This is a genomic window from Pantoea sp. RSPAM1 (assembly GCF_038816185.1).
Taxonomy (GTDB): domain Bacteria; phylum Pseudomonadota; class Gammaproteobacteria; order Enterobacterales; family Enterobacteriaceae; genus Pantoea; species Pantoea ananatis.
On the sequence record NZ_CP046137.1, the window covers coordinates 1,095,008 to 1,110,586 of the forward strand.

At 50.3% G+C, this 15,579-nt stretch carries 10 protein-coding genes and 1 pseudogene; 8 read left to right on the forward strand and 3 right to left on the reverse strand.

The annotated features are described in order from the left end of the window. Positions 1-85: 85 nt before the first annotated feature. Positions 86-3,187 carry an efflux RND transporter permease subunit gene (locus GKC68_RS05810; RefSeq protein WP_342656662.1) on the forward strand — a complete coding sequence of 1,034 codons (3,102 nt, stop codon included), beginning with the start codon at positions 86-88 and terminating at the stop codon, positions 3,185-3,187. Positions 3,188-3,388: 201 nt separating this feature from the next. Here the strand turns inward: GKC68_RS05810 and GKC68_RS05815 are convergent. Continuing rightward, positions 3,389-3,777 (reverse strand): annotated as a pseudogene (locus tag GKC68_RS05815) (GFA family protein). A gap of 85 nt (positions 3,778-3,862) precedes the next feature. Continuing rightward, a complete protein-coding gene (gene ompC, locus GKC68_RS05820) occupies positions 3,863-4,966 on the reverse strand; it encodes a porin OmpC (RefSeq protein ID WP_028725273.1) in 1,104 nt (367 codons plus the stop codon). 825 nt (positions 4,967-5,791) lie between these two features. Here ompC and GKC68_RS05825 point away from each other — a divergent pair. The 5 genes from GKC68_RS05825 to GKC68_RS05845 all read left to right on the forward strand — a co-directional run bounded on the left by GKC68_RS05825 (position 5,792) and on the right by GKC68_RS05845 (position 12,124). Further along, positions 5,792-6,751, forward strand: a complete 960-nt coding sequence (locus tag GKC68_RS05825; protein ID WP_028725272.1) for a hydroxyacid dehydrogenase — start codon at positions 5,792-5,794, stop codon at positions 6,749-6,751. Between the two features lies 1 nt (position 6,752). Further along, positions 6,753-7,451, forward strand: a complete 699-nt coding sequence (locus GKC68_RS05830; protein WP_028725271.1) for an RraA family protein — start codon at positions 6,753-6,755, stop codon at positions 7,449-7,451. Positions 7,452-7,526: 75 nt separating this feature from the next. Next, positions 7,527-8,921 carry a DASS family sodium-coupled anion symporter gene (locus GKC68_RS05835; protein WP_047713398.1) on the forward strand — a complete coding sequence of 465 codons (1,395 nt, stop codon included), beginning with the start codon at positions 7,527-7,529 and terminating at the stop codon, positions 8,919-8,921. Positions 8,922-8,934: 13 nt separating this feature from the next. Next, positions 8,935-10,098, forward strand: a complete 1,164-nt coding sequence (locus tag GKC68_RS05840; RefSeq protein ID WP_206116408.1) for a metallo-dependent hydrolase — start codon at positions 8,935-8,937, stop codon at positions 10,096-10,098. A gap of 142 nt (positions 10,099-10,240) precedes the next feature. Continuing rightward, positions 10,241-12,124: a sigma 54-interacting transcriptional regulator gene (locus GKC68_RS05845; protein WP_342656663.1), complete on the forward strand. Its 1,884-nt coding sequence runs from the start codon at positions 10,241-10,243 to the stop codon at positions 12,122-12,124. Here the strand turns inward: GKC68_RS05845 and GKC68_RS05850 are convergent. Then, positions 12,114-13,019, reverse strand: a complete 906-nt coding sequence (locus GKC68_RS05850) for a LysR family transcriptional regulator (RefSeq protein ID WP_028725267.1) — start codon at positions 13,017-13,019, stop codon at positions 12,114-12,116. The two genes, GKC68_RS05845 and GKC68_RS05850, sit on opposite strands and share 11 nt — an antisense overlap. Before the next feature lie 97 nt (positions 13,020-13,116). Between GKC68_RS05850 and GKC68_RS05855 the strand changes: the two genes are divergently transcribed. Both GKC68_RS05855 and GKC68_RS05860 read left to right on the forward strand, forming a co-directional pair. After that, positions 13,117-13,716, forward strand: coding sequence for an NAD(P)H oxidoreductase (locus GKC68_RS05855; protein WP_342656664.1), 600 nt, complete (start codon positions 13,117-13,119; stop codon positions 13,714-13,716). A 497-nt stretch (positions 13,717-14,213) separates the two neighbouring features. Then, positions 14,214-15,554 (forward strand): MFS transporter, encoded by a 1,341-nt coding sequence (locus GKC68_RS05860; protein ID WP_028725265.1) that lies wholly within the window; start codon positions 14,214-14,216, stop codon positions 15,552-15,554. The last annotated feature ends 25 nt before the right edge of the window (positions 15,555-15,579 follow it).

Consider the following 15,579-nt stretch of genomic DNA (forward strand, 5'->3'; position numbering starts at 1 on the left):
AAAAGCACGCACACGTGCGTGGCTTACAGCGTACCAGGTGACGGTTTTCTGCCCTCATCTTTTTTATATTCAGTCAGGGTAAATCATGCCTCAGTTTTTTATTAATCGACCGGTATTTGCCTGGGTTATTGCCGTCTTTATTATTTTGTTTGGCCTGCTCTCCATTCCCAAATTACCCGTAGCGCTTTATCCCTCGGTGGCACCGCCGACGATCAGCATCACCGCCTCATATCCGGGATCGACGCCGGAAACGATGAACAACAGCGTAGTGGCGCTGATTGAGCGTGAGCTTTCCTCGGCAAAGCACGTGCTGTATTACGAATCGTCCAGCGATACCAGCGGTATGGCATCTATTACGGTGACCTTTGCGCCCGGCACCGATCCTGAGCTGGCTCAGGTTGATGTGCAAAACCGTATCAAAGTGATTGAGCCGCGCTTGCCCCAGGTCGTAAGGCAGAATGGCCTGAGCGTTGAGGCTTCGGGCGCTAACTTTTTGATGATCGTCGGGCTGACGTCTAAAGATGGCAAACTCACTGAGGCCGATCTGAGCGACTACTTTTCACGCAATATCACGGAAGAGCTTCGTCGAATTGAAGGCGTGGGCCGCGTGCAGCTGTTTGGCGCAGAGAAAGCGATGCGGGTCTGGGTCGATCCGGTCAAGCTTAGCCAGTATCGCCTGACCGTCAGCGATATCAGTCGGGCAATCAACACGGAAAATACCCAGATCGCGCCCGGACGGACCGGTGACGCACCGGCGGTTGCTGGCCAGCAGGTCAGCTATCCGCTACTGGTTAAAGGCCAGCTTGGTTCACCCCAGGAATTCGCCAGTATTACCCTGCGCGCCAATCCGGATGGATCTCGCGTGGTGCTGAGCGACGTGGCGCGGGTTGAGCTCGGATCGCAAACCTACAGTTTTGCCACCCGTGAAAACGGACGTGTTTCTACCGCGGCAGCGATTCAGCTTTCGCCAGGCGCCAATGCGGTTAAAACCGCAGAGCGGATCAAGCTCCGTCTGAACGAGCTGCGTCAGGCTATGCCAGAGGGAATGGCTTACAGCATTCCGTTTGATACGACGCCCTTCGTGAAGATCTCGATTGAGAAGGTCATTCATACCTTTATCGAAGCCATGATACTGGTCTTCCTCGTGATGTATCTGTTCTTACAGAATGTTCGCTATACCTTTATCCCGGCGATTGTTGCGCCGATTGCGCTGCTGGGCACTTTTACCGTGATGCTGCTGGCGGGGTTCTCGGTCAACGTATTAACCATGTTCGGTATGGTGCTGGCGATTGGAATCATCGTTGACGATGCGATAGTGGTGGTGGAGAACGTCGAACGAATCATGACGGAAGAGGGGCTGGGCCCGAAAGCGGCAACGCAAAAGGCGATGAAGGAGATTACCGGTGCGGTCATCGGGATTACGCTGGTGCTGAGCGCGGTCTTTATCCCCATGGCGATGGCCAGTGGTTCCGTTGGGGCGATATACCGGCAGTTTACGCTCTCAATGGCGGTTTCTATCCTGATCTCCGCCTTCCTGGCGCTGAGCCTGACGCCGGCGCTGTGTGCCACGCTGTTAAAACCTGTTGATCGGCATGCTCATCAGAAAAAAGGCTTCTTTGGCTGGTTCAACCATAAGTTTGCAGCAATGACTTACCTTTATGGCCAAGGCGTAAGCCGTTTATTAAAACGGGTAGGCGGTGCGTTAGCGGTTTATGCGGCGCTGTGCCTGCTGTTCTTCCTGGCGATAAAAAACCTGCCGTCTTCGTTTCTGCCGGAGGAGGATCAGGGCTACTTTATGACCTCTATTCAGCTCCCCTCGGACGCGACCAGCGAACGCACGCTGAACGTGGTAAAAGCTTTTGAACAGCAGGTGCTTTCGAGCCCGGCGACGCAGTCAACTATCGCGATAATGGGTTTCAGCTTCGCGGGTTCCGGGCCTAACTCCGCCATGGCCTTCACCACCTTAAAAGGATGGGGAGATCGTCAGGGGGCCACCGTCTTTTCTGAAGCCGGGCGCGCGCAGAAAGTGATGTCAGCGAATCCTGAAGCGGAAACCTTTAATCTTATCCCCCCGGCTATTGACGAGCTGGGCAACTCATCGGGCTTTACATTGCGCCTGCAGGATCGCGGCGGCAAAGGCTATGCGGCGCTGAAAAAGGCGGAAGCGCAGTTGCTGGCGCTAGCGGCGAAAAGTTCTGTCGTCCGGGATGTGTACGTTGACGGCTTACCCGATGGGCAGATGATCCGGCTGAATATCGATCGACAAAAAGCCTTTGCGATGGGCGTGGCTTTTGATGAGATTAGCCAGACGCTTTCCGGCGCGATAGGTTCGCTTTACGTCAATGATTTTCCCAACAGCGATCGTATGCAGCAGGTCATCATTCAGGCCGATGCGAAATATCGTATGCAACCCGAAGATATTCTCAGGTTATACGTGCGCAATGCGTCCGGCGGAATGGTACCGCTCTCTGAGTTTGTTCATGCGGAGTGGGAAACCTCCCCGTTGCAGCTGGTTCGTTATCAGGGTTATCAGTCAATCAAGATAACCGGCAATCCCGCACACGGCTATTCAAGTGGCGATGCGTTGAACGAGATGAGCCGGCTGGCGAAAAAGCTGCCAGAAGGCTTTGCAATAGAGTTGACCGGTGGCTCGTTACAGGAGCAGCAATCGGCCTCTGAAGCGCCTGTGCTGATGGTGCTGTCCATGCTGGTGGTGTTCCTGGTGCTGGCGGCGCTTTATGAAAGCTGGTCAGTGCCGGTCTCTGTCATGCTGGTCGTGCCGCTTGGCCTGCTGGGCGCGGTCATTGCCGTCAGCCTGATGGGGATGCAGAACGACGTATTCTTCAAAGTCGGCATGATTACGATTATTGGACTGTCGGCAAAAAATGCCATTCTGATTGTCGAATTTGCTAAACAGATGCACGAAGGCGGCAAAGGGCTGGTTGAGGCAACGCTGGAAGCCTCGCGGATGCGTTTACGCCCAATCCTGATGACGTCGCTGGCCTTTACCCTGGGTGTGGTACCTTTGATGCTGGCTAGCGGAGCAAGTGCCAGAACGCAGCAGGCGATCGGCAGCGGCGTATTTGGTGGGATGATCAGCGGCACGCTACTGGCCATATTCTTTGTACCCCTGTTCTATTTTTCAGTGATGAAGGCGGTCGAAAAAATAAAACCGAAGCAGCGCTAAGCGCCTCTGAATCAGGCCGGGCGAGGGCAACATAGCCATTCGTCCGCTTGTCGGGTCAGATAGCGCATAAGGTCGTTAAGATGGCGTGATGATCTTTACTGCTGTGACGTGGCGTGACAGCGCTGATGGCGTCGGTGCATGAGGGATGGCTGAGGGAACCGATTAGCGGTGCGGCATCCCGGCTTCGAACGCTTTGCCACTCTAGCGGGCATATTGCCCTGTAAGGCGCCAGAAGGCAGGCTGAGTCTCGGTGTAGATTTCAGCGGCCAGCACCAGACGGCGCTGCACATCTTCAGTCAGGTCAGGCTGTTTACAGGAAATAAAATACCGTTGGCTGTCAGTCAACAACAACCACACTGGAGAACCCTGGCCGGGGCAAAAATAGCGTTTACCCTGTAACGACAAGGTGAAACATGTGGGTAAGGCTGACTGCCTGTTTCATGCTGGCGCACTGGCCGCTTTAATGTAGATGGCAATCCCACCTGACCGTTTTTGACACAACGTGCAATGACCGGCATGCACGTTAGTTTATCGATCTCGACGGCGAACTGACACGCATCACAAAGGCAACGCCCGGTAAATGTTGTCAAGACCCTCCTTGTACCCCAGAGCGATAAATAGGCGGGTGATAAAAAAGCCAGCTCTGAGAGCTGGCTTAACACGAGTGTGTCGGAATCAGAATTGATAAACCAGACCGACGGCCAGAATATTGTCGGTTGAAATGCCCGCTGCCTGAGTGAAGTCGGTTTCATCCAGCAGGTTGATTTTATAATCGATGATGGCTGACATATTTTTGTTGAAGTAATAGGCCGCACCTAAATCAATATATTTCACTAGATCCCGGTCGCCAAAGTGTTCAAGATCTTTCCCTTTTGACTGCAGATACGCGATGCTGGGGCGCAGACCGAAGTCGAACTGATACTGCGCGACGACTTCGAAGTTTTGCGCTTTGTTGGCGAAACCTGGGTTGCCATTACCAATGCGGGTGGCGTTGTAGGTTTGGGTATATTGTGCCGCCAGATAAACGGCATTGGCATCGTATTTCAGCGCGGCTGAATACGTTTCGGCATTATCACCTTCACCCAATGCCAGACCGTTCTGGTCCAGCGTGCGTTTGGAATGAGAATAGGCCACACCGGCATTGATGCCCAGAGGAGAGGCATAGGTTACTGCTGCACCATAGCCGTCGCCGTTTTGCTTCGCTGCATTACGGTTGTTATTGGTCACACCGTTGCCTTCAGCATCAGCACCGCCGTTTCTGCCTTGATACTGTAAGGCAAAGTTAAGTCCGGATACCATGCCAAAGAAGTCGGTATTACGGTAGGTCGCCAGACCATTGGCACGTTGTTGCATAAAATTATCAGAGCCATAGGTATCGCCGCCAAACTCCGGCAACACGTCGGTCCAGGAGGTAACGTCGTAAACCACGCCGTAGTTACGGCCATAGTTGAACGAACCATAGTCACCGTATTTGAGCCCCGCGAAGCCTAAGCGCGTCCATGACTGACTCTCAGATTTTTCATCGCGGTTCGCCTGCATGTTGTATTCCCACTGACCAAATCCGGTCAGTTGGTCGGTGATCTGCGTTTCCCCTTTTACGCCGAGGCGAGCATATGAATTGTCACCACGCTCACCTTTATCACTGGTGAAATAGTGCAATCCCTGCATTTTACCGTAAAGATCTAATTTATTACCGTCTTTGTTATAGATTTCTGCAGCATTTGTTACACCTGCTGCTAACAATGTCGTTACGGCCACTGCAACTAATTTAAGTTTCATGAGAAAAATCCTGTAATTTTATTTTATATTAACCAGAGCCACTGATGGATGAGGCGCGCTTAAATGGCTCACTACTTTTAAATGACAATGCGGTATGAATTCAACAATAAGTTTCCTGCCATTTCGATTTATTTATGTTTGTATGATCTGCGTCTAAATAAAAGGTCTGATGTGTTTTCTGTTTGTTTTGATATTATTTTTTTTATATTTTCATTGTTGCTATTTCTTTAATTCTCCGTTGTTTTTTATGAGTTCTTTGTTTTGTTCTTATTATGACTTATTTGTTGATTATTTTTTTTGGTATTCTCTGGTTTTTATTACTTCATTAATAAAAGAATAAAGATGAGGGAGATTTTTTTACGTAATTAAAGATTTTGCATTTATTGACACGCAAGGTGAGATCTTACCCTGAGAGACGGGTTGATAATGTTCAGCGTCTCTATTGCACTCTGTTAAAATAGTGTGTGATAAGAACGAGGTGTTTACATAAAGGGGATATGTTTATCACAAGTATTTGTTCACCGCGTTTATCTTCCCGGATCTACGTCCTCAGCAAAACTGTTCAGTTTCTCAATATCCATTCACTGTTAACTGCCGCACATCTTCACTTTCAGAATGAAATGGTAAATCATTCTCTCTTTTCTTTTTGAAAAGCTCCTGTTTTTTATTCGTGATAATCATCACCCTTATGCGACCGCATATCTGGGGCGTTGAGGCTATGAAATATCATAAAATCAAATGATTATAATTTTTTGATTGTTATTCTTTCGGTGTTGGCACGCACGCTGCAATACATTCTGCGTATTCAACACAGGAGAAGTTTACATGGCATATAAAATTTTGCTCCCTCAGGAAATAATGGCAGAAGGGCGCGCTTATTTAGAAAGTCGGGGTTATGAGCTTATTGCTGGTTCAGGAATGGAAGAAGACGACATTGTTCGTGATATTCCAGACTGCGATGGCATTATTGTCCGGCTATCAAAAATGTCTGACCGCGTTTTTGAGGCAGCAAAGAAGCTGAAAGTCGTCGCCCGGCACGGCGCGGGCTACGACACTGTTGACCTTGAATCGGCCAAACGTCATGGCGTTGTTGTTCTGAACGCGCCCGTTGCTAACAGCATGTCCGTAGCAGAACTGGCTATTTTCTACATGTTGCACTGCTCGCGTAACTTCAGGCTGGTTGAAGAGAAGATGCTGGAGGATTACTACTGGGCTAAATTGCGCACGCCAAAGGTCGAACTGGACGGTAAAACGCTTGGCTTAGTAGGCGTCGGTAATATTGGCTCGCGCGTGGCGCTCAAAGCCCTGCACGGTTTCAACATGAAAGTCATTGCTTACGATCCCTACAAAACCCAGGCGGAAATGCCAGAGGGCGTGGAGCGTACCGAGGACTTTGACCGCATTTTTCAGGAAAGTGACTTTGTCTCTCTGCATTGTCCAACCACCTCGGAAACCCAGGATTTCGTCGGCGAAAAGCAATTTGCCATGATGAAGCCCACTGCATATTTCATTAATACCGCTCGCGGCAAGCTTGTGGATGAAAAAGCGCTTTATCACGCGCTTGCTAATCATCTTATCGCCGGTGCCGGCCTGGACGTCTTAAAGAAAGAACCCTTTGACCCGAACGATCCTGTTTTCTCACTCAGTAATGTCGTGATTGGTCCGCATATTGGTGCCGCCACAAAAGAAGCCACCGACAGAGCTTCACTGCATACCGCAATCGGTATCGATGAGGTTTTATCAGGTAAAAAACCCACCTGGCCCGTTCCTGGCTTTGGAGAATAAGATGACTATTGGCAATCGTATTTATTTAAAACGCCCTGAAGGCAACCCTGAATTACTCAAAGCGTACGCGCAGCTTCCCGCTGCGAATATTGCAGACACCATGAATCGTATTGCCGTACTGGGCAACGGTATTCAGCGTATTTCTTCACCACAAAAACCGGTCATGGCGGGTTATGCCATTACCGTTAAAGCCCGGGCTGGCGACAACCTGATGCTTCATGCAGCACTGGATATGGCCACGGAAAACGACGTCATCGTGGTATCCAACGAAGGTGACCGTTCCCGGGCGCTGATGGGCGAAATCATGGTGGCTTATGCCCATCACTGCAAGAAGATCGCCGGTATCGTTCTTGATGGTCCCATCCGCGATATTGATGCCTTATCGGTACTGGACTTTCCTCTGTTTGCCACGGGGTCAAACCCGGCTGGCCCGTTTAAAGAAGGCCCCGGCGAGGTCAATACGCCAATTGCCGTTGGCGGGGTTGCGGTATCGCCCGGCGATCTCATTGTCGGTGATGCGGATGGCGTGATTGTTGTTCCCTTGGCTGATGCGGAAGCCTTGCTTGAAAAAGCAAAAGCCTATTCAAAATTTGACGCGAGCAAAGTCGAGGCGGCCAAAAACGGAACCGCAAACCGCGCCTGGGTCAGAAAAACACTGGACGAGAAGCGCGTTGAGTTTATTGACGACGTATTTCGTTAGTCTGCCTGGCAAACATTGATTAGCTCAAGCCACGGAAGCCATGCTTCCGTGGTGATAAAGCAAAGGTAATAAAATATGTTTTATTTAAAACTTTTCCCGATCGTATTCTTTCCGGTTTTATTTTGGATAATACCGAATCCTGAAGAGATTTCCGCCACGACCTGGCATATGGTTGGCATTTATCTGGCGATGCTGTGCGGACTGGTATTCCGACCTTTCACTGATGCGATAATTATGCTGATCATTTTGGGCATCGCATCGATCTTCATCGATCCACATATTCTTTTCGCGGGTTACGGCACCTCAATGGTCTGGTTTATTATCAGTGCCTTTATTATTTGTAAGGCATTTGTCATTACCGGGCTCGGTAAGCGTATCGCTTACGTTCTGTTGAAACGCTACGGTAAAAATACGCTGACGCTGGGTTATCTGATGATGGTAACGGATACGGTGCTGGCTCCGGCAACCGGATCGAATATGTCGCGTTCTGGTGGTATCGTTTATCCCATTTTCAGAAATATAGCTGAGGCACTGGGATCGAAGCCTGACGAGGGTAGCCGCCGGATCGGCGCCTATCTCACTATCCTGATGTATGTGGTGTCGATGGGGACGTCGAGCCTGTTTTTAACCGGTATGGCAACCAACGCTATTACTGTTTCACTGGCTAACGAAATCATGAAGGTTAATCTGGACTGGATGACCTGGTTTAAGGCTGCCATCATTCCAGCCGGATTTATCCTGCTGCTTTGTCCATGGCTCCTTTACAAAGTCTATGCGCCAGAACTGAAAAAGATCGATAACGTTAATGAGATTGCTGAGCAGGGGCTGCGTGAACTGGGGCCGATCAAACGTGAAGAGAAGCTGCTTATCGTCTTCTTCATCATGGGCGTTTTGGGATGGATGACGGGATCAATTACCGGTATTCCTTTCATCCCGGTCGGATTTGCCTTTCTCGCCTGTCTGTTGTTATTTAAAGTCCTTAGTTGGGAACATGTTGTCAGCGAGAAAGCGGCCTGGCAGACATTTGTCTGGTACGGTGCGTTTTACGGATGCGCCGTTGCGCTGTCAAAAGGGGGATTTTATGTCTTCCTGGTCGGCGTTATTAAAAACTACCTTGATCTGTCTCATCTCAGCGAATTTAGCGCAATCGGCGTGCTGATCTTTATCAGTCTTGCTGTGCGTTACTTCTTTGTATCCAACAGCGCATTTGTTGTCTCCTTCTATCCCGTGCTGTTCACCCTCGGTATGACCACCCAGGCAGAACCGGTATATGTTGCCTTGTCTCTGGCATTCTCGGCGGGTTACGGCGCACTTCTGACGCACTACGGTAACGGCGCTGGCGTATTTACCTTCTCCAGTGGCTACGTGCCGCAAAAAACCTTCTGGCTGTTGGGCACCATGATGGTGCTGATTAACGTCATCGTTTATTTCCTGATTGGTCTTCCTTACTGGAAATTGATAGGTATTTAACCGGAGGATAAAGATGAAACTGGATTTGCTTATCAGAAATGGCCTGACGGTGGACAGTGACAAACAAGATTACCTCCGGCGGGATATTGGCATCATCGGCAACCGTATTGTTGACCTTGAAAACGTTGACAGTACCGAGGCGGAAACGGTGATTGATGCGGCGGGTTGCCTTGTTCTCCCCGGATTGATCGACTTTCATGCGCATGTTTTCCACGGCGGGACGGCGATAGGCGTTAACCCGGATGTGGTTTGTTTACCCAACGGCGTAACCAGCGTTGTTGATGCCGGCAGTAGTGGCTGGGTAAATTATAAGTTGTTCCGTAACAGCGTGATTAATACGGCTACCGTGAAGATAAAAAGTTATCTTAATGTGGTCAATGTTGGCTTGTCTACGCTGGGTGGCGGGCCAACGGGATACCTGGAAAACACCAATCCGGCCAACTATAACCTGCCACGAATCAGGCAGGTATTAAGCGAAAATAAAGAGAATATCCTTGGGCTAAAACTGCGTTACAGCCAGGATATTGCCAAAGGCAAGTCGTACAGCAGCGATCCGTTTTTAACCACGGTTGCGCTGGCGCGTGAGCTGGAGACGTCACTCTGTGTGCATGTCACCGATTCCTGTCTGCCGGCGAATGAACTCATTCAGCATTTCAACGCGGATGATATCTATGCGCACTGTTTCCACGGCATAGGCCATACCATTCTTAACGGTCGGGGCGAGGTGTACCCGTCTGTTCTGGCGGCACAGCAAAGAGGGGTAGTCTTTGACTGTTCAAATGGTGTGGCGCATTTCGATTTTAACGTTGCCCGCAACGCGATGGATCAGGAGTTCTACCCGGATATCATTAGCACCGACTTAACGCAGCGCAACAGTCTGCGTAGCGATAAGGTCTACAGTCTGCTACATGTCATGTCTAAATATCTCAATATGGGCATGTCTTTGTTTGAGGTTATCAGGGCGGTCACGAGCACGCCGGCACGACTCATGAAAATGCAAGGGCAGATAGGTACGCTGGAGCCGAAGGCATTTGCCGATATTTCGGTGGTAAAACTGCGCAATGAAAAAATTGTTTTCGAAGATACGCAGGGAGTCAGACTGCAAGGCGAACGCTATATCGATAACTGCGTCACGATCAGTAATGGTCAGATCTGCTATCGGCGCCTGCATGGCTAATTTTTAACTTACTCGCCTCTCAAGCCTTGTGACCTGAATATAACAAGGCTTTTTTACTCAAGCTGGAATGACGTCTGTCAATATATCATTCATCGTTATCCTTATACTCGATGAAATAGCGAGCGACAAAAGCGAATCTTCAATGAAGTCTAATGAAATCGTCATTTTCTCCGTTTCAAAAACCATTACCCAACGCATTTTAAATGTTCTTATTGAAAAGCATCTTGAGCTGCCAGTGTACGAAACGGGCTATTCAGAAGTATTAGATAAAGCGAATGAAATGATTCGGTCTGGAACGAAAATCATTATTAGTCGTGGCGGAACTGCCGCGCTTCTACGTAGCAATGTCACCATTCCGGTGATCGAGATAACGCATGATTTTCATGGCATTTATCGTATTCTTAAGCAGGCTAAAAATAAAACGCAAAAAATTGCTGCGGTAGGTTTTCCCCAATTTTGTAACGCGCTCAAGCATTACCAAAACATGACTAATGAAAATTTAAAAATCTGTCAGGTCTATAATCACTATGACATAGAAAGTGTTGTGAAAAATCTTGCAGAAAATAACTACAAAGTCGTTATAGGCGGTCTGACGGTTGCAGAGATGGCGAAGAAATATGACCTCAATGTTGTGATGGGGGACACAGATAATAATTCAATTGAGCAAGCCATTAACGAGGCCTTCAGTTTGCTGAAATATATCCATCAGGAAAGTCTGAAGTTGGATATGAGCTATTCCGCGATGAATCAGTCCCGTGAAGGCATTATGTGCATTGACCAAATGGGGGAGGTGGTGAGCATTAACAACAGAGGGAAAACCCTTTTTAAGTGTCATGCTGGTGATAAAATTTACCGCAAAGACGCTTTCAAAGAGGTTTATCGCTCAATTATCGATGAGTCAGACGTAAAGGAAATGATCGTAGAACTCGACGGTGATTTAATCTGTACCTCAATAAAGCATTACACCAAGCGCCAGGATGGCTATTCCATTGTTACCGGGTTTATTCAGGGGAAGAGCCAGTGGCGAAACAGTGCAGACAAAAAGATAAAACAGCAAAGCTTTTATACTCGCTACGCTTTTGATGACATTATTGGTAATTCAGCCAGCATTAACATCGCGATTGATAAAGCCAGGCTGTGCGCGCGTCATGATGCCCCCATTCATATTTTGGGTGATACCGGCACCGGCAAAGAACTCTTTGCGCAGAGTATTCATCATCACAGCATCCGAAAACATGGCCCCTTTATCGCAATCAACTGTGCTGCCATTCCTGAAAACCTCCTGGAAAGCGAGCTGTTTGGTTATGCTGAGGGGGCATTTACTCATGCGCGGAAAGGTGGCAAGCCCGGCGTGTTCGAAATGGCGATGAAGGGAACGGTTTTTATTGATGAGATCAGCGAAGCGCCGCTCAATGTGCAGGTTAAATTACTGCGTGTCCTGCAGGAAAAGCAGTTTGTCCGTCTGGGGGGAGAGGCGCTCATTGCGGCAGACTTTCGGCTGATTACCGCCAGCAATAAAGATCTGCATGTTTTGGTTCAGGCGGGCGTTTTTCGCCAGGATCTTTACTACCGAATCAATATCCTGGAACTCAGGCTGCCTGCACTGGCTGAGCGCGAAGGGGATATTGAATTACTGGCGCGGCATTTACTGCATCAGCAGGGAAAAGAGATCGCGTTTACTCCGGATGCGCTGGATGTCTTGAGGCGGCACAGCTGGCCGGGTAACATCCGCGAATTACAGTCGGTTATCTACAGGCTGGCCGTGTTTCACGACAGCGATATTGTGGACAAAGACGAACTGCTCAGGGCCGCGCGGATTGCCGATGATTTTGGCTCTGCCAGCCAGCAATCCCCGTTTTTTGAGCCTGCGGAGAGTGAAACACATTTGCTTAAAAAGCAGGAAAAACACCTCATCACGCGTATCATCACCCAAACTCAAGGGGATAAGGTCAGGGCGGCAGCCATCCTTGGCATCAGCCCGACGACCCTGTTGCGTAAGTTAAAAGAGTACGATCTTAACGGCTAGCCGCGGCTGGTGAAGCGGCTTTGATGTGGTCAATAAATGCCCTCAACGCCGATGACATATAGTGGCGATTAGGATAGTAAAACTGCAGGCTGGGCTGCTCTGGTAACCACGCTTCCAGTACCGGAACCAGACGGCCAGCTGCCAGCTCATCTTTTACTTGTTCGTGATAGAGGTAGCCCAGTCCGGCACCGCACAGCACGGCATCACGTTGAGCGTCCATATCGTCCAGCAGGATATTACCGGCCGGCAGTATCTCAAGCCTGCCTTCCGGGCCGCTGAATTCCCATTGATAAATGCGACCGCTGCCGTGACGGAACATCACGCACTGATGATTAACGATGTCACGCGGGTGCTCAGGCGGTGCATGGCGGGCGAAATAGTCCGGGGTAGCCACCACAACCAACCTGATTTTGGGCCCGACGGGAAGCGCGATCATATCTTTTTCCAGCCTGCTGCTGAGGCGAATACCCGCGTCAAATCCCTCTTTCACGATATCGACCAGCCGGTCTTCCGTGGTGATTTCCACACGGATATCCGGATAAAGCCGACTGAATGTTGCCACCAGTGGGATTAATACCATGCGTGAGGCAAGACGCGATGAGTTAATTTTTAACGAGCCCATGGGCGTCTGACGAAAGCAGTTAGCCTCATCGAGTATCACGGTGATTTCATCAAAGGCCGGGCGCAAACGCTCATAGAGATTTGCCCCGGCTTCTGTCAGGGCAACGCTGCGCGTTGTGCGATTGAAGAGTCGGATTTTCAGCCGCTGCTCGAGTTGCTTTATTGCGTGGCTGACCGCCGAGGGCGACAGGCCAAGCTCGTCACCGGCCGCGCGAAAACTTTTGTGCCGTGAAACCGCGATAAAAGTCGCAAAGTCATAAACGTTCAGTTTCATTGGTGAAAATCTCTCATTAACCCATCTCAAATCATACGTTTCACACACTAATATGGCGAGCGTAATGTGAATGCCTCAACACAAGATGAGGTGAAAGATGAAATCAACAAACCTGTATATCGTCTGGTCACATCCCCGTGCCGATTCACTCACCGCACAGATGGTAGAAAGCCTGTGCCACCGGGCGGAGCAGCGGGGCGCACATGTTAAGACGCTGGATCTCTACCGCAGTGGCTTTGATCCGGTGATGCGGGAAGAGGACGAACCTGAGTGGGATAATCCGGCTAAGCGCTACTCTCCGGAGGTGCATCGTCTGTTCAGTGAGCTTGACGATCGTGATGCGATCATTTTTGTCTTTCCACTGTGGTGGTACAGCTATCCCGCCATGCTCAAAGGCTATCTGGAACGCGTATGGAACTACGGTCTGGCCTACGGTGACAACAGCGCGTTAAAAAATAAAAAAGTACGCTGGCTGGCACTGGTCGGTGGTTCTCAGCAAAGCTTTATTAAATACGGCTGGGAGAAAAACATCACGGATTACACAATGGGCGTAGCGGGTTACCTGGAGAACGCTGACGTGGAGGTCCATTTCCTCTATAACACCTTAGGTGTTGAGGAGACGATTGATGACCGTCAGTCACACTACGAGCAACTGTTTGCGCAGGCGCAGGCGGTGATAGACAGGCTGGTTGAATAAGGGCAGGGCGCAGTTGACGCGCTGAGCGACAAACCCCGGCCTGTGAGTGCGGGGGCTCAGGCGATCATTCACGAAGCATTACGTGAGGATAGCCGCCCCCTGTTCATTCTGGTGTTGGGGCCCGCCACGGACATTGCGTAGGCGCTTGAGGCTCAGCCAGAAATCGCGTCTCGCCTCTCGGTCGTCTGGACTGGAGGCAACCCTTATCCCGCGGGCGGGTGGGAATTCAATAGCCAGCCTTGCCGGTCTCTGCTGATATTTTGACTGTCGCATTTCCCTAACCCCGCTCCCGTTTCAAAACGTAAAAACCCCTCCAGCGTCACATATCGCCGCTAATGCTGATACCTTTTTGTGACAAATAACACAACCTCATAACATTTACCTGCGGCGGAAAAAGTTTGACCAGATAATGAGTGTACTTTGTACACCACGGTTTTACATAGTAAAACATGCGATGTATCCAGGCGTAAAACCATGACAATTCTGCGAGGAACACCATGTCCGAAAAGATGCCGAACGGCGCATTAAGCTCCGATATTGAACAGCAGACCGTAAAACGCGTGATAAGACGGATCCTCCCCTTCCTGATCGTCTGCTATCTGATCGCTATCATTGACCGGGGCAACATCGGGATGGCGGCATTGCAAATGAACAAGGATCTCGGCCTGTCCAAAGCGGTATTTGGTCTGGCAAGCAGTCTGTTTTTTGTCGGCTATTTTCTGTTCGAAGTACCCAGCAACTTAGCAATGCAAAAGATTGGCGCAAAGATTTGGATATCTCGCATTATGGTGACCTGGGGCATCGTGTCCGTCTGCACCGCCTTTGTTTCAAGCGCTGAAATGCTCTATTTCCTGCGCTTCTTGCTGGGTGCTGCCGAGGCAGGGTTTTTCCCCGGCGTTATCCTGTATTTAACCTACTGGATCCCCGGTAAGTACCGCGCCCGCGTCATCGCGACGTTTATGGTGGCCATTCCGGCGGCAAACTTCATTGGTTCACCGATCTCGGGCGCAATACTTTCGCTGGATGGCTGGTTCGGGTTACGCGGCTGGCACTGGCTGTTTATTTTAGAAGGCATTCCGGCCGTGCTTTTAGGCGTTGCCGCCTTTTTCCTGTTAAGCAATCGCCCTGAAAATGCGACCTGGTTAACCGAAGAGCAGCGTAACTGGCTGAGTAGCACGCTGGCTGAAGAGAACGCAAAACGTAAAGTGATTGGTCATATTTCGTTGTGGCGGCTCCTGCGTCACAAACATATCTGGGTGATGGCGCTGATTTACGCAGGGGCTTCGGCTGCGGGTTCAACGCTCAGCGTCTGGTCGCCGCAGTTGCTTAAGTCGTTTGGGCTCGACAACTTCACCACCGGGCTGGTCAACGCGATTCCTTATGGCCTGGCGTCGGTGTTGATGATTGTCTGGGGACGTAGCTCTGACCGCACGGGCGAACGCCGCTGGCATACCGCGTTAACGCTTTTCCTGATCGCGGGCGGGCTGCTCTCTGCCTTCCTTACGCAGTCGCTGGCGGGAAGCGTGGTGATTCTGTCGCTGGTTCTGATTGGTGCTTACTCCATGAAAGGCCCGTTCTGGGCGCTGGCGTCCGGCTGGATGTCTTCTACCACCGCAGCGGCGGGCTTAGCGGCTATCGGCGCAATGGCGAACTTGATTGGTGGTGGCCTGATGGTCAACGTCTACGGCATTATCAATGAGCAAACCGGCAGCCATGCGCTGGCGATGGTGCCACTGGCAGTACTCTGCGCGGCCGGCGGTATTGCAGTGCTGATCATGGGCCGCAAAAGCGCCGCAAAAATCGAGGTTGAACAGAGCCTGTCACCGGCAAGCAAATAGTGAGTTCAATCTGAAAAACCAGTCA

Coding starts and splice junctions, on each gene's coding strand:
- GKC68_RS05810 (WP_342656662.1), top strand. CDS start 86: ATGCCTCAGTTTTTTATTAATCGACCGGTATTTGCCTGGGTTATTGCC.
- ompC (WP_028725273.1), bottom strand. CDS start 4,966: ATGAAACTTAAATTAGTTGCAGTGGCCGTAACGACATTGTTAGCAGCA.
- GKC68_RS05825 (WP_028725272.1), top strand. CDS start 5,792: ATGGCATATAAAATTTTGCTCCCTCAGGAAATAATGGCAGAAGGGCGC.
- GKC68_RS05830 (WP_028725271.1), top strand. CDS start 6,753: ATGACTATTGGCAATCGTATTTATTTAAAACGCCCTGAAGGCAACCCT.
- GKC68_RS05835 (WP_047713398.1), top strand. CDS start 7,527: ATGTTTTATTTAAAACTTTTCCCGATCGTATTCTTTCCGGTTTTATTT.
- GKC68_RS05840 (WP_206116408.1), top strand. CDS start 8,935: ATGAAACTGGATTTGCTTATCAGAAATGGCCTGACGGTGGACAGTGAC.
- GKC68_RS05845 (WP_342656663.1), top strand. CDS start 10,241: ATGAAGTCTAATGAAATCGTCATTTTCTCCGTTTCAAAAACCATTACC.
- GKC68_RS05850 (WP_028725267.1), bottom strand. CDS start 13,019: ATGAAACTGAACGTTTATGACTTTGCGACTTTTATCGCGGTTTCACGG.
- GKC68_RS05855 (WP_342656664.1), top strand. CDS start 13,117: ATGAAATCAACAAACCTGTATATCGTCTGGTCACATCCCCGTGCCGAT.
- GKC68_RS05860 (WP_028725265.1), top strand. CDS start 14,214: ATGTCCGAAAAGATGCCGAACGGCGCATTAAGCTCCGATATTGAACAG.